Below are 14700 nucleotides of genomic sequence, written 5' to 3' on the forward strand. Positions count from 1 at the left end.
CTTGAAACCAAGCTACGGCAATAAATCGCTCCGCCCGATTTCCTGCAAATAGTCGCGGTACGCCGGGTAAATGGCGTCAAGCTGCGGCAATACTTTCAAGGCGTTCACAAGCGGGCCTTGCACTTTGATTTGCTGGCGGGCGAGCGCCTGCTGCAAGTCGAGCTTCCCAAGCCAAAACTTATGCCCGACATCCGCCGTCTGCTCAAAAATGAGCTCCGGGCGCAGCGCTGTTTCGCCGCAGACAATTTTCAATTTCCCATTTTCATGCGTCCACGTAATTTTCGCTTCCGGCTTATGGAAAATGTATTGGACAAACGCGTCATATCCAGGTCCTAGCTCCGTCGCCGCAATCAATTCTTTTGACTCTTCCGTTTCGGCCACGCGTTCAAAAAAGCGGCCGAGAACGTCGTATACTTCCTGCTCGCTTTGAAACACCGGCATGTCAATCCCCCTCTCGTCTCGATCGTTCCACGTTTTTTTCGATCCCCTTGTTTGCCCGCCCAAACACCGGCCTTCCCGTTTTCGTCCAAGGGCAGATGGAACGCCCTCTTTCCGACCGCCCAACGGCTTCTCTTGTTTGTTCACCCAAACGCACGCGGGGCGGCTTGTCGTCTCATTCTTCAAAGCGAATGATGCCGCGAATGTTTTGCCCGCTCTTTAAGGCGGCGAATCCGTCGTTGATTTGATCGAGCGAATAGACGGCGCTGATGAGCGGTTCGAGCTTCAGCTTGCCCGCCGCGTACAAATCAAGCAGCTTCGGGTAGTCAATCGGCGGATTGCCTTGGCCAAGCCAAGAACCGGTCAACGCTTTGGATTGGGACGGCAGCGAAAAGGCGTTGATCTCCACCGCTTCATGCGGCGCGGCGATGCCGACGATGACCGTCGTTCCCGCTTTTCGCGTCATGTTGTATGCGTCGGCCATCGTCTCCGGGCGGCCGATCGCTTCAAACGCATAGTCGACGCCGATGCCGTCGGTCAAGTCGAGCACGGCGCTGACGGCATCGTCCTCGCGGGCGTTTACGGTGTGCGTCGCCCCGAACGTTTTCGTCATCGCCAATTTTTCCTCGACAATGTCGACGGCGATAATTTGTTTGGCCCCGGCGAGCGCCGCTCCTTGGATGATGTTGAAGCCGACGCCGCCGGCGCCAATCACAGCGACTGTGCTGCCCGGGCGCACTTGCGCTGTATGAATGGCGGCGCCCACCCCGGTCATGACGCTGCAGCTGATCAATGCCGCCAACTCAAACGGCACATCACGGCGAATCGGGATGGCTGCCTGCTCCGGCACGATGGTGTACTCGCTGAACGCGCCGGCGGTTAAAAATTGATAGACGGGTTTTCCATGCAGCGAAAAGCGCGTCGTCCCATCCGGCAGCGTGCCGGTCGCCATCAGCCGAGCCGCCTCCTCGCATAGATCGGGCCGCCCGGTGCGGCAATAGCTGCACGTCCCGCATGACGGCACCCAATTGAGCACCACATGGTCGCCTTGTTTGACACTTGTCACCCCTTCCCCGACTTCCTCGACAATGCCCGCTCCTTCGTGGCCGAGCACAATGGGAAGCGGGAGCGGCAATTGCCCTTGAACCACATGCCAATCGCTATGGCAAAGGCCCGCCGCTTTCATTTTCACTTTGACCTCCCCGCGCTTGGGGCTTGCCAAATCCAGTTCTTCGATTGACAGCGGCTCCCCGTAGCGGTGCAATACTGCGGCTTTTGCCATGTCGTTCCCTCCTTTTCCATCCGCCCATTACGCCCGCTTGCCGGCCATATCCGCTTCCTCTTCACGGATGCCGCGGCCCCGCAATGCATCCAAATAGGCGTCCCATTCCTGCTTGAGCGTTTCTTTCAGCTTGAAAAGGCCGATGACGAGCGGCCGGGTCGAATGGTCTTGCAAAAACACATCGCGGATGACATCCTCAAACTCTTCCTTTTTCCCCGGCAGGCCGTGGTCTTTCCCATACAGCAAATGCTTATCGAGCAACCGCCGGATCGTCGGGCTTCCCGGCCCGCCGCTTTGCCGGTAAAACGCTTCGATGCGCTTTGACATCGTCAGCTCTTCTTGTTCCTCGCGCATGTTCCTTCCTCCCTCTTTAAAATCGCGGCCGCTGTTTGCGCGTCCGGAACAGCCGCCAGCCAAGGAAAACGACCAAGATGACAGAAACGGCCAACCCGATGTTGGCGATCGTCGTTTTCTCCATGCCGAGAAACGTTCCGCCCGGGATGCTGGCGACAATAAACCCGGTGGCCATAATGATGGCAAACGCGATGAGGGAAAGCGCCAAACGGTTGGCGATTTGGTTGAGCGTATTGCGCGTCACCGGGTCGGTTTGGACTTGCACGGTCATGCGCCATTTGTTTTCGGCCATCGTCTCCAACACTTTGTTGAACCGGCGCGGGAAGGTGGCGATCATTTCCGCCGTTTCAGCGACAAGACTCGCGTTGGCGCGAAAATTAAAGCGCTTTCCGAGGATGCTTTTTAAAATTGGAATTTCATACGCCTCCACGACTTCGCCGTACGAAATTTCCGGGCAAATCCAGCGCGCCGTCCCTTCGGTGGCGGAAAATCCTTTCGCCCAAAGCGCCAAGCCGTTCGGGACTTTGCAGTAGTTGCGGAGCCCGATCGCCGTCGCTTCAAGGACGAGGCGGCCGTAGTTGTAGCGGCTGCTCCCTTGATGGGCGGACACATAGTTTAACGTCAACGTCCGCAGTTCATCTTTCAATTTGACAACATCGGTGTAAATGGTGGGCGACATCAGTTCCATAAACACTTCGGCGGCGTCTTCCGCCTGGTTGAGCTGGATGTGCAAAATGACACGCATCAAAATTTGCGCCATCACGCTGTCCATCCGCCCGGTCATCCCCCAGTCGATGATGACCGCCTTTTTCGTCCGCTTGTCGATCATAATGTTGGAACCGTGGGCATCCGCATGATAATGGCCGTCGAGCATCGTTTGCACGTAATGATGGACAAGATCGATCATGATGTTGATCCGCTCTTCGAAGGTGAGAAAATCGACAGGGAAGTCTTTAATGAGCCAGCCGTCAATGTATTCCATGATCAAGACGCTTTTCGTCGCTTCATACACGTGCGGAACCGTGACATGTTCAGCCCTCCTTTCGTACTTTTGCTTCATTTCTTGCATTTTTCTTGCTTCTTCCGTCATGTCCAGCTCATCCATGGCGCTGCTGTAATAATCTTGCACGAGCCCCCCGAGGTCAAGGGCGGCCTGCAGTTCAGGCGGCAGCCGCTTTTGCAGGCGGGCGGCCATTTTTTTAATGATGGCGATATCGGTTTGAAACAGTTTTTCGACCGTCGGGCGCACGACTTTGACCGCGACAACCGGCCCGTCTTTAAGTTTCGCTTTGTACACTTGAGCGAGCGACGCCGAGCCGAGCGGCTCCTCCTCAATCCATTCAAACGTCTCCAAGCCGTCAGGCAGCTCCCGCTCCAAAATGTATTCGATTTTGGCAAACTCAATGGGCGGCACCCGGTCAAGCAATTTCTCCAGCTCAAGCGTAATCGGCTCTGGCAATAAGTCTTGCCTTGTGACAAGCACCTGCCCGAGCTTGATGAACGTCGGGCCGAGCTCCTCAAACGCTAGGCGCAGCCTCCGGCCGATATGGTGCAAATATTGTTTGTCTCCCTCGTTCCCTCGCAGCTTGCGGGCAATGGCGTCGCCCAGCACCATGCCAAGCCCGTTTTTGACAAGCACAGCGATGATTTTCCGCCGCCGTTTTCCCGCCGTAATGGCAACCAGCTCCTCTTCAATGGCAGCGCCAATGGCCGCAAAGTCGCGCGCTGGTTTTGGCTTGGCCGTTTCGAGTGATGCGTGCAACCCGCTTTCCTCCTTTCTGCTTACAGCCGCTCGATGATCGTGGCTGTCGCCATGCCAAAGCCGATGCACATCACTTGCAATCCGTATTTCCCGTCCATGTCCTCAAGCTCATGGAGCAGCGTTGTCATCAGCCGGGCGCCGCTCGCGCCGAGCGGGTGTCCGAGGGCGATCGCTCCGCCGCGCGGATTGACTTTTGCCATATCCGGCTCGAGCTCCCGCTCCCACGCCTTCACGACCGAAGCGAACGCTTCATTGATTTCGATGACATCGATTTGCTCAAGGCGCAGTCCCGTTTTTTCGAGCACGCGGCGCGTGGCCGGGATGACGCCCGTGAGCATCAGAATCGGATCTTCGCCGACGACCGCGCGGGCGACGATGCGGGCTCTCGGTCGCAAACCGAGCTGCCGGGCTTTTTCTGCCGACATGAGCAGCACGCCGGCCGCTCCGTCGCTCACTTGGCTTGAGTTGCCGGCCGTGATGACACCGCCTTTTGGCTGAAATGATGGCGTTAACGCTGCTAACTTTTCGAGCGAGGTGTCGCGCCGAATCCCTTCGTCGCGGGTGAAGGACACCGTCCCCTCCTCGCCCGGCACGTCAAGCGGAATGATTTCCCGCTCAAACATCCCGCGGTCGGTTGCCGCCGCCGCTTTTTCATGGCTTTGCAAGGAAAACGCATCAAGCTCTTCCCGCGACAATCCCCATTTTTTCGCGATCATCTCCGCAGAAATCCCTTGCGGCACGATGTTGTACCGACTTGTCAGCTGGCGGCTGAACCGCCCCATGTCGCTTCCCATCGGAACGCGCGTCATGCTTTCGACCCCGGCGGCGATGGCGATGTCGATGTCGCCAGCCAAAATCGCTTGCGCCGCGTTATGGATGGCCTGCTGACTCGAGCCGCACATCCGGTTTAAGGAAAACGCCGGCACTCCGACCGGAAATCCGGCGGCGAGCACCGCTTGGCGGGCGATGTTGCCCCCTTGCTCTCCGGTCATCGTCACACAGCCGACGATGACATCTTCCACCAGGCCGGCATCCAGCCCATTTCGGTCGACAAGCGCCCGCAGCACCGGAACAAGCAAATCGACCGGATGGACGCTTGAGAGCGCCCCTTTTTTCTTGCCGATCGCCGTGCGCACGGCGTCAACAATCACCACTTCCCTCATGCCGCTCCTCCTGTTCCGTATCAAAATCGAACCGTTTTCCTGCGCGGCTAGAGCCGCCGCAGGCCTCTCTTCCTATGTTCAAATCGCCACATTCCAAAGCGGGCCGCTTATTCATCAGAACGTAAACAATTCGATGCCGCCTGAAACATTCAACCCAATCCCCGTGATGTACTTCGCTTTATCGGAACAAAGGAACACGATGGCGTTGGCGACGTCTTCCGGTTCGCCCGGGCGGCGGAACGCCGTGCGCTGGATCATCCGCTCGTTCATTTTCGGATTGCCCATGCGGAACGCTTCTGTATTGATGATGCCCGGCACGATGGCGTTGACGGTGATGCCGTAGCGCGCCCCCTCAAGCGCCATGCTTTTCGTAAAGCTCAACACCGCTCCTTTCGTGGCCGAATAGCTCGCCTGGCCAAAGCCGCCAAGCGTCCCGGCGACGGACGACATGTTGATGATCCGCCCCCATCTTTGTTCTTTCATATACGGCCATACCGCTTTTGTACAGTTGTACGTGCCGGTCAGGTTCACCCGCAAATCGCGCTCCCAAAACTCATCGTTTTGCTTTTCGATTTGCGAAACGTGGTCGAGCGTGCCGGCGTTGTTGACGAGAATGTCAATGGAACCAAACTCTTCCTTGACGCGGGCAAACACTTCTTTCACTTGCTCGCGGTCGGTGACGTCCATTTTGAGAGCCAGCGCCCGCCGCCCCATGGCGCGAATGTCTTCCGCTGTCTTTTCGGCGTACACCACTTTTGTACTCTGCATCACTTGTGAGAGCGGCCCATATTTTTGCGCCGTCTGTTTGCTTTCTTCATCCGATTCGAGCAAAATATCGGTAATGACGACATCCGCTCCCGCTTCGGCAAGCGCCAAGGCATCCGCGCGCCCGAGGCCGCGTGAGGCGCCGGTGACGACCGCCACTTTTCCTTTCAGCAGTTCCGCCCATGACGACATCGGTGATCCCTCCGTTTAACGTAAAAATTGCGGTTGTTTCTTTTGGAAAAACGCCGCCAGCCCAATCGCCGGCTCTCCTGTCTTAAACGTTGCCGCAAATGACGCCGCTTCGATGCCAAATCCGTCTTCTGGAAGCCCTTCGGCCGCATAGATGGCCCGCTTGGCGAGCCCCATCGCCCGCACGGCCCCTTCTGACAGTTGCTCGGCAAACGCCGACGCCTCTTCTTCCAACCGCTCCGGGGGCGTGACGCGATGAACAAGGCCGAGTTCGAGCGCTTCTTGCGGGTCAAGCCGTCTGGCAAGAAAAATGAGTTCCGTCGCTTTCGCCCGCCCGACGAGGCGCGTCAACCGCTGCGTGCCGCCCGCGCCGGGAATGAGGCCGAGCGAGACTTCTGTCAGGCCGATTTTGCCGCCGCCCATGATGCGGAAATCGCACGCCAGGGCCAATTCACAGCCGCCGCCGAGCGCATAGCCGTTGATGGCCGCGATGACCGGCTTCGGCATCGTCGCGAAGCGGTCGAAACAGCGCTGCATGCGGGCGCTTTGTTCGGCGATGCCCGCTTCATTGCCGGCAAACTGGGTTCCTCGCTGAATCATGTCCTTTAAATCAGCGCCGGCGAGAAACGTTTTCGGATGGGCCGACGCGATGACGACAACGCGCACTCCGCGGTCGGCTTCCAATTCATCGGCCGCTTTCTCCAATTCTTCCATTAATCGCTCGCTAATGGCGTTCGCCGGCGGGTTGTGGATCATCACCCAAGCGACTCCTTTGTTTCGCCGCTCTATGCGCAACGTTTCATAAGGCATCGGAATTCCCCCTTTCGTTCAATCGAACCGGCAAACTTCACAAATGATCATCGCTCTCCACCGCGAGCGGAGATGTTTGGGTCGCCGCCTCGCTCTTCTATACGTGCACGCCGTATGGCGCATACAACCGTCTTGCTGTGACAAGGCGCTGGATTTGCTGCGTGCCTTCAAAAATATCAAACACTTTCACATCGCGGTACAATTTCTCGACCAAATGTCCGCCAAGGCCGACGGGACCGAGCAGTTCAAGGCACATAGCGCAGACATGAAGCGCCATTTTACCGGCGACTGCTTTGCAGACGGCCGCTTCCATCGCATTCGGCTCGCCAATGTCGGCTTTCCACGCCGCTTCCCACGTCAACAGGCGAGCAGCGTCAATCTCTTGCTCCGCCTCGGCAAGCAGGGCGGCTGCTTCATAGTACAACCGTCCTTGTTTCGGGTACTCGCTACGAACGATGTCAAGCGTATATTCATAGGCGGCGCGGGCGATGCCGACGGCCATGGCCGCGACGATCGGCCTCGTGCTGTCAAATGTTTTCATCGCCACTTGGAAACCGGACGGTTTATTCGCATTTGCGCTATACAACTCTTCACCGCCAAGCAAATTTTCATCAGGAACAAAGCAGTCTTCAAACAAGAGCTCCGCCGTTTCATTGGCGCGCAAACCCATCTTATGGACGGTGCGGGTCGCGACAAATCCCGGCGTCCCTTTTTCGACGACAAACGCCCGGTGCCCGGCGCGGCCCAACTTCGGATCAACCGTGGCGAACACGACGACCCAAGAAGCGCGGGCGCCGTTGGTGATGAAAATTTTTTGCCCGTTTAATACATAGCCGCCGTCCACTTTTTTCGCCGTCGTGCGGATGCCGGACGCGTCCGAGCCGGCTTCCGGTTCCGTCAAGGCGTAAGCTCCCCAGCGCGGCTCCTCCTTCGTGAAAATGGACAAAAACCGCCGTTTCTGCTCCGGCGTGCCGCTCGATTGAATCGGCGGCCCGCCAAGGCCAGGGCCGGGAAGGGAAAGGGCGATGCCTGGGCATCCCCACGCGAGCTCCTCAGCGGCGATGACGGCCACGCGGTTGCCTTCGCGCTCTTTTTTCTCTTTCTTTCCTTCCGCATGAGACGGCGGACGCCCTCCGCCAAACGAAGACGCATTCAGCTGGATGCCCATTTTGTTGACTTTTTGCAGCCATTCGTCCGGCACCCGCCCGAGCCGGTCGGCCTCCAGCGCGATCGGGCGCACTTCATGTTTAGCAAACCAATGAACGAGTTCTTTGATTTGTTTTTGCTGCGGTGAGAATTCAAAGGAAATCATGGCGCCACCCTCTCTTTCCGTTTGCCCAGCAGCTGTTCGCCGCGGCGGATGAGCCAGTCCGTTTCCCGGCCGTACAGCATCACTTGCGCTTCGGCGTCGCGCATCCATTTTTCGGCTGGATATTCTTGCACGTACCCGTGCCCGCCGAGCATTTGCACGGCCTGATCGGTGACATAGCGCAGGGAACGATGAGCCCGCGACAACGCCCTCCAGGCGTAGCCGCCCGCCTGTTCATCCCCTTGGTCAACCGCAGCGGCCGCTTGCCATACAAGCAGTTTCGCCCCGCGGCATTCGAACGCCATCTCTGCGATCGTAAATGACACCCCTTGGAACTTGGCGATCTCTTGTCCGAACGCCTTTCTTCCCGCAGTGTATTCAATGGTGTAATCAAGCGCCGCCTCCATCAAGCCGACTTCCTTCGCCGCTTCGATGACTTGGTTTCGGGCGCGCACGCGGTTGAGCAATGCGTCCGCTTCCGGTCCGCGGGCAACGAGTTGTTCCGGACCGGCGTACACTTCCGCAAACCGAAGGCGAGCGATGCCGGCAGCAAGCAGCCCAAGCCTTATGTCTCCTTCTTCGATCTCCCATACTCGCTCATCAAAGGCGAGCAATACCGTTTCCTCTTCTTCGTCCCTAGCGGCGATGACCGCCCAGTCGGCTTTCGACGCCAAGCGGACTGGAGACGACACCCCGTCCACAATATATCCGCTGCCGCGCCGGCGCACGCGAATCGCTTCCTTCAGCGGTTCTTTTTGTTCCGCTTCGTCGATCCAGGAGACAGTCGGCCATCCGCCTTTCGCCATCTCCCGGTACCGGTGCCACACGCGGTGCTCGGAAGACAGACGAAAGAGGGAAGACGCCTCTTGCGCCCCCGGAAGCCCTTGAATGACGCCTAAATCGCCATAGCTGAGCCCTTGCCAAATGAGCGCTTGCGACAGAAGGGGCAGTTCCAAGCCTCCCCACGATTCCGGGAGCTCGAGCGCCGACAAGCCGAGCTCATCCACCCGGTCACTCAAGTCAGCCGAAACGGTCCGGCGTTTCTCACATTCTCTCGCGGCCGGCCGAATTTTCTCGACGGCAAGGCTGCGGGCGACTTGAAAAAACGCCTGTTCTTCTTCAGTCGGTTGAAACGAAATCACCTTGTCCCTCTCCTTTTCCATTATGATTGGACAGCGGGAATAAACTCGCTGGCCCATTCACGCAGCTTCTTTTTGTCGATTTTGCCGATGATGTTTTTCGGCAGGTAGCCGACCTTTTTCAAAAAGCGCGGGCTTTTGTATTTCGCCACCCGCTTTTGGCAAAACTCGATCAGCTCCTCTTCGGTCACTTGGGACCCACGTCGGACGACGACATATGCGGCGACTTCTTCCCCCATTTTCGGCGAAGGGACGCCGACAACGCCGGCTTCAAGCACATCCGGATGGGACATAAGCAGTTCCTCGATATCGCGCGGATAAATGTTGAATCCGCCGCGAATGATGACATCTTTTTTCCGGTCGACGATAAACACGTACCCGTCTTCATCGATGCGCGCCATATCGCCGGTATACAGCCAGCCGTCGCGCAGCGCTTGGCGCGTCTCTTCGTCTTTTCCGTAGTAGCCTTGGAAAACGTTCGGGCCGGAAACAATCAGTTCTCCGACTTCGTTCGGCGGCAGGCGGTTGCCGTGTTCATCGACGACAGCCACTTGCACGCCAGGCAACGGAAGCCCGACCGACCCCGGCTTGATCGGCTTCGTCGGATCGGTCGCCGTCACAATCGGCGCCGCCTCGGACAGTCCGTATCCCTCCAAAATCAGGCAATTGAACTTGCGTTGAAACTGCCAAGCGAGCGACGGCGGCAACGAAGCCGAGCCGGACACGCACGCGACCAAACTGGATGTGTCATAGCGGTCCGCCTCGGGGCAATAGCACAACGCATGGAACATCGCTGGCACCATCGCCGTATGCGTCACTCGATGCCGTTCGATTGTCTCCAGCACTTTTTTCGGCTCGAAATACGGCAGGAGGACGATCTTGTCGCCCAATAACAGCGCGACGTTCATCATCGTAAAACCGAACGCATGGGAGATCGGCAGCACGCCAAGACCGACGCGGTCATATTCGGTAGGCAGCCGCTTCGCCATCTCGGCCGCTGCTTCCGCGTTGGCATACAAATTGCGGTGCGTCAGCACGACCCCTTTCGGATGGCCGGTCGTTCCCGATGTGTAAAGCAAGGCGGCAGGGGCATTTTCGGTGACTGCCGCCAGCGGCATGCTGGCAGGAGCTTGCTCCATTCTTGTTCGCAGAGAGCGCGGTGAATGAGGATCGTCAATCGTAAACATCATCGGAGGCGCCGGCAAGCCATTGGCGGCCTCTTTCGCTTTCGCCCACAGCATTTCCGCCGTCAGCACAACTTTCGGTTCGCAGTCTTTAAAAATGTAATGGAGCTCCTGCGTCTGCAACAGCGGCAACACCGGCACGACAACCGCTCCTGCTTTCAAGACGCCGCTGAAGGCGACTACTACTTCTGGGCTGTTCGGCATCGTTACAACAACGCGGTCGCCCGGCTTGACCCCAAGTTCAATCAACGCATGAGCCAGCTGGGACGAACGGGCGTCGCAGTCCACGTTCGTATATTCGTTTCCTTCAAAAATCAGTGCCGGATAAGGACCGAACCGCTCGATATTTTTCGTCCAAACCGTTCGTAAATCCATTCCCCCGTCTCCTTTAACCAAATTAGGCGGGCCTGCGAAAAAGGCCAAGCCCGCCGCCTTTCGTCTCCTTCCTTCTGACGGTCGGCGCTGTTGTCAATGCACGGAAAAACATGCCGGCCGGCTTTCTTGTTGTGCTTATTGGTTTTGATTGGCGCTGTTGTAGGCGGACAGCACTTCTTGGAGCCGCAGCGCCAGCCCCATGTCCCCGTCAATGCGAAGCCGCCCGCTCATAAACGCTTCCGTTCCGTTGAGCTCGCCGTCCACCATTTTTTTAAAATCCTCGCTGTCCATGCTGAGCGTGCAATCAGGCGTTTCTTGCTCCCCTTCAATGACAAATCCAGCGTCTGGGCGAAGGACGACTTGGTACACCCCCGCATCAGACCCGCTTAAGTTAAACTGGTACACCGCGACAATCCCATCGGCGCGGGATGGGTCTTCCCTCAATTGCGAATCGATCAGTTGGAAAATGTCTCTTACCGTCGTCATCTTCATGGCCTCCTTAAAAATTTAGAACTGTCTGAAATTTCATTTTGTAATTTTACTATATCGCGTTTCCGTTTCATGTCCTATCCCGAAAATCGTCGGAACTTTCTTTCCTCCCTCGCGGCGCTCCCCGATGTTTTTACGCCTTTAAAGCATGGAGAAGCGCGCGCTCATCGATCAGTTCCAAATAGCGCCGATAAAGCGGAAACGCCGGCACGATGCGCGGCAACAGCTGCAACGCCTTCGCTTTCGATCCTTTTGCCTTCATTTTTCCGGTCATGAGCGCCAATGGAACGTTGATGTTGCCGCCCCAAAATTGGTGGGCGATATCGCCGGTCGTCTTGATGGCGACATCAGGCGCATCGATTGCCTGCCCGAAATAAATGGCGTAGTTTTCACCGGTTTCCGGCCGCCTCGCATCGATGCTGATGACCGCCTCCGGATCGGTCAAATAAAAGACGAACGCGGCGCGGGAACGGCGGATTTGTTCTCCAATCCGATTGATTTGCTCCACCTCGTTGCCGTATTCCTTATACGCTGGATGCCGCTCCCACCAGCTGCGCAGCTCAAATTCCGTCCTTGGGCGCGACGGAATTTGCATAAACTCGCCAATCACCCGATACACATGAGCATCATCACGAAACAATGCCATATCCGTTCACTCCCTTCAACCGAGTATGCACTCTCATTTTGGCGTGAAACAACGCCGCCGGCAATTCCGATGATTGCCGGGGAGACGAAAAACGCAAGACATCTCCGTCCGGAGTTGTTGAAACAAGAATCAAGCGCACCAAAGCGGCAAAACAAAAAAATGGCTGCCCCGTTTGTTTGGGGCAGCCGTTTTGGCCAAAATGGCTGCAACGATTCTTTTTATTACAATCCGCTTACAAATTCGCCAACCGCATGACGTCGCGGGCGATCATCAACTCTTCATTGGTCGGGATGACGAGCACTTTGACCGGCGAGTGCGGATAGCTGATGAACGCTTCCTTGCCGCGCACTTTGTTTAGGATGGGATCCCAGTAAACTCCCATAAACTCGAGGCCGCGCAACACTTTCGCCCGCACGACTTCGCTGTTCTCGCCGATGCCGGCGGTGAAGATGATGGCATCGACTCCGCACATGCGCGCCGCATACGAGCCGATGTACTTATGAATGCGGTTCGCAAACACTTCAAGTGCCAGTTCCGCGCGCTCATTTCCTTCGGCGGCCGCTTTTTCCAAGTCGCGCAAATCGCTCGAGATGCCGGACAGACCGAGCATGCCGCTCTTTTTGTTCAGCACTTCAATCACTTCATCCGCAGTCATTCCCGTTTTTTCCATAATGTACGGGATGAGCGCCGGGTCGATGTTGCCGGAGCGCGTTCCCATCGCCACGCCGGCTAATGGCGTAAAGCCCATGGACGTGTCGATCGACTTGCCGCCCTCAACCGCCGCGATGCTCGCCCCGTTGCCTAAATGGCACGAGATGAGGCGCAGCTGTTCGATCGGTCGGCCGAGAAGCTCCGCCGCCCGCTGGGTGACGTATTTGTGCGACGTGCCGTGGAATCCGTACTTGCGGATGCCGAATTTCGTGTAATACTCATATGGCAAGCTGTATAAAAACGACTGTTCCGGCATCGTCTGGTGGAACGCCGTGTCAAACACCGCCACGGCCGGCACGTCCGGCAGCACTTCCTGAAACGCCCGAATGCCGACGAGGTTGGCCGGGTTATGGAGCGGGGCGAGCTCGGACACTTCTTCAATTTGCTTGATGACGTCCTCGGTGATGAGCACCGAATCACTGAACTTCTCCCCGCCGTGGACGACGCGGTGCCCGATGCCGTCAATTTCGTCAAACGAACGGATAATGCCGTAGCGAATGAGCTTATCAAGCAGCATTTTAACGGCCGCGGCATGATCCGGAATCGCCGTCACTTCTTGATGTTTTTCACCGTTTACGACAATGGTGAAAATCGCGTCGTCAAAGCCGATCCGTTCGACGACCCCTTTGGTCAACACCGTTTCTGCCGGCATCTCAAACAGCTGGAATTTCAACGAGGAACTTCCCGCATTAATGGCTAGCACTTTCGCCATCGAAAACACAGCTCCTTTTTTGCCAAAATCCGCTCGCGCTTACCGTTAGTGTGCGCGATTGGGCGCCGTTTCACTATGCCTTTTTCATTGTATGCCTCCCGTTTTCGCGTTTCAAGCGCGGCTTTGTTTCGCAACCGGTTGCAAGAAAAAGTTTTTATGTTGTGAAAAATGAAAACGGAGCTGACCGAAAAGGTCGGTGAAAAACAGCGATTCTTCGATGAAGAAAAGAGCAACATTTATCATCTTGAGCCGAGAAGACCCCCCACTTCCACGCGTGAGCGCAAGGGGAGGAAGATGCAACCTCTCGTTTTGTGAAGGGGCTTGACGGCCTATACGGTGATCAAAAAGGGCGTCCCGCTGCGTTTGGGACACCCTTTCGTCAACATTCTTTTTCCTCGGTGATCCAGGCGTCGATTTTCGCCATCATCGCCTGCATCGCCGATTTGTTGGAAAACCGCGGCAGCTCGACAAGCAGCACGTGTTTTGGCTTTTTGACGTTCGGCCCTTTCTTTTGCAAAATCAACACGCTTTTTGCCGCCTGATCGTTTTTAAACATCGACAGCGGCAGCTGCAAGACTCCTTGGACAATGGCCGCCTCTTTTAAAAATTCGTTCAGCTGCCCCGCCTGCGGGCTCGAGAACAACATATTCGGGATGAGGAAAAACAAGTAGCCGCCCTCTTTCGTATAGCGCAAGCTTTGCTCGATGAACAAATGATGGGCATACGACCGGCCTTCCTTCGCTTTTAAGGCGAAGCGGGCGGCATTGTCGTCATCCGGGTAATAGCCGACCGGCAGATCGCAGACGACGACGTCAACCGGCTCAACAAACAGCGGCCTTAGGCTGTCTTGGTTAAACAGCTGCACCGGATGCTTTTGCAAGTTCGCGTTGACGTACGCCAATTTGACAAGCAGATCATCGACATCGCTGCCGTAGCTCGCCGCCTGTTTTCCTCGAAGGCCGTTTAACACCGCCGTCAATAAATTCGCCGTGCCGACGGCCGGGTCGAGGATCTTAAGCGCCAAATGCGAGCGCGTAAACTCGCGGACCAAATACGCCAAAAACAAACTGACCGCATCCGGAGTCATTTGGTGGTGCGGCTGGACATGCTTGCGCATCCCTTTTAACACCGCAAGCTGAAACGCCTTGCGGATTTCTTCGTTTTGAAACCGTTCCAGCATCAGTTCGCGATACTGCTTTTTCAGCCGTTTCGCGTTCAGCTCGCTCACTTCGCTTTGCAGCACGTCGCCGTGGAACAAATTCTCCCCCGTCTCCGCGACGGCTTCTAAATACGTGCATTGCAATTCTTCTTGCAAAAGTTGGGCCGTTTCATCGAATACCGTGAACAACCGTTCGACTGGCGTCATCATCTG

At 56.8% G+C, this 14700-nt stretch carries 14 protein-coding genes; all 14 read right to left on the reverse strand.

Features of this window, described 5'->3' with window-relative positions; all coding sequences use genetic code 11:
• Positions 1-12: 12 nt before the first annotated feature.
• Positions 13-441 carry a hypothetical protein gene (locus tag ABS784_RS03525; protein ID WP_031212582.1) on the reverse strand — a complete coding sequence of 143 codons (429 nt, stop codon included), beginning with the start codon at positions 439-441 and terminating at the stop codon, positions 13-15.
• Positions 442-613: 172 nt separating this feature from the next.
• Positions 614-1720 carry a Zn-dependent alcohol dehydrogenase gene (locus tag ABS784_RS03530; protein ID WP_011232248.1) on the reverse strand — a complete coding sequence of 369 codons (1107 nt, stop codon included), beginning with the start codon at positions 1718-1720 and terminating at the stop codon, positions 614-616.
• 27 nt (positions 1721-1747) lie between these two features.
• The gene (locus tag ABS784_RS03535) at positions 1748-2074 is read right to left on the reverse strand and encodes a hypothetical protein (protein WP_011232249.1); all 327 of its coding nucleotides are present in this window, start codon (positions 2072-2074) and stop codon (positions 1748-1750) included.
• Between the two features lie 16 nt (positions 2075-2090).
• On the reverse strand, positions 2091-3836 hold the full coding sequence (locus ABS784_RS03540) for an ABC1 kinase family protein (RefSeq protein WP_352511459.1): 1746 nt from the start codon (positions 3834-3836) through the stop codon (positions 2091-2093).
• 20 nt (positions 3837-3856) lie between these two features.
• A complete protein-coding gene (locus ABS784_RS03545; protein ID WP_011232251.1) occupies positions 3857-4999 on the reverse strand; it encodes a thiolase family protein in 1143 nt (380 codons plus the stop codon).
• A 114-nt stretch (positions 5000-5113) separates the two neighbouring features.
• Positions 5114-5956: an SDR family NAD(P)-dependent oxidoreductase gene (locus ABS784_RS03550; protein ID WP_044730574.1), complete on the reverse strand. Its 843-nt coding sequence runs from the start codon at positions 5954-5956 to the stop codon at positions 5114-5116.
• Between the two features lie 15 nt (positions 5957-5971).
• Complete coding sequence (locus ABS784_RS03555; protein ID WP_011232253.1) at positions 5972-6763, reverse strand: enoyl-CoA hydratase/isomerase family protein; 792 nt, start codon at positions 6761-6763, stop codon at positions 5972-5974.
• Positions 6764-6860: 97 nt separating this feature from the next.
• Positions 6861-8075 carry an acyl-CoA dehydrogenase family protein gene (locus tag ABS784_RS03560; RefSeq protein ID WP_011232254.1) on the reverse strand — a complete coding sequence of 405 codons (1215 nt, stop codon included), beginning with the start codon at positions 8073-8075 and terminating at the stop codon, positions 6861-6863.
• Complete coding sequence (locus ABS784_RS03565) at positions 8072-9214, reverse strand: acyl-CoA dehydrogenase family protein (RefSeq protein ID WP_014196548.1); 1143 nt, start codon at positions 9212-9214, stop codon at positions 8072-8074. The genes ABS784_RS03560 and ABS784_RS03565 overlap by 4 nt, the downstream gene beginning before the upstream one ends.
• Before the next feature lie 20 nt (positions 9215-9234).
• Positions 9235-10770, reverse strand: a complete 1536-nt coding sequence (locus ABS784_RS03570; protein ID WP_011232256.1) for a long-chain-fatty-acid--CoA ligase — start codon at positions 10768-10770, stop codon at positions 9235-9237.
• A gap of 135 nt (positions 10771-10905) precedes the next feature.
• Positions 10906-11256 carry an SCP2 sterol-binding domain-containing protein gene (locus ABS784_RS03575; RefSeq protein WP_011232257.1) on the reverse strand — a complete coding sequence of 117 codons (351 nt, stop codon included), beginning with the start codon at positions 11254-11256 and terminating at the stop codon, positions 10906-10908.
• A 136-nt stretch (positions 11257-11392) separates the two neighbouring features.
• The gene (locus tag ABS784_RS03580; RefSeq protein ID WP_011232258.1) at positions 11393-11905 is read right to left on the reverse strand and encodes a hypothetical protein; all 513 of its coding nucleotides are present in this window, start codon (positions 11903-11905) and stop codon (positions 11393-11395) included.
• 232 nt (positions 11906-12137) lie between these two features.
• Positions 12138-13328 (reverse strand): acetate kinase, encoded by a 1191-nt coding sequence (locus ABS784_RS03585; protein WP_011232259.1) that lies wholly within the window; start codon positions 13326-13328, stop codon positions 12138-12140.
• A gap of 379 nt (positions 13329-13707) precedes the next feature.
• Positions 13708-14697 (reverse strand): class I SAM-dependent methyltransferase, encoded by a 990-nt coding sequence (locus tag ABS784_RS03590; RefSeq protein ID WP_021322113.1) that lies wholly within the window; start codon positions 14695-14697, stop codon positions 13708-13710.
• Positions 14698-14700 lie beyond the last annotated feature (3 nt).

It is taken from the genome of Geobacillus sp. G4 (genome assembly GCF_040327975.1).
Taxonomy (GTDB): domain Bacteria; phylum Bacillota; class Bacilli; order Bacillales; family Anoxybacillaceae; genus Geobacillus; species Geobacillus thermoleovorans.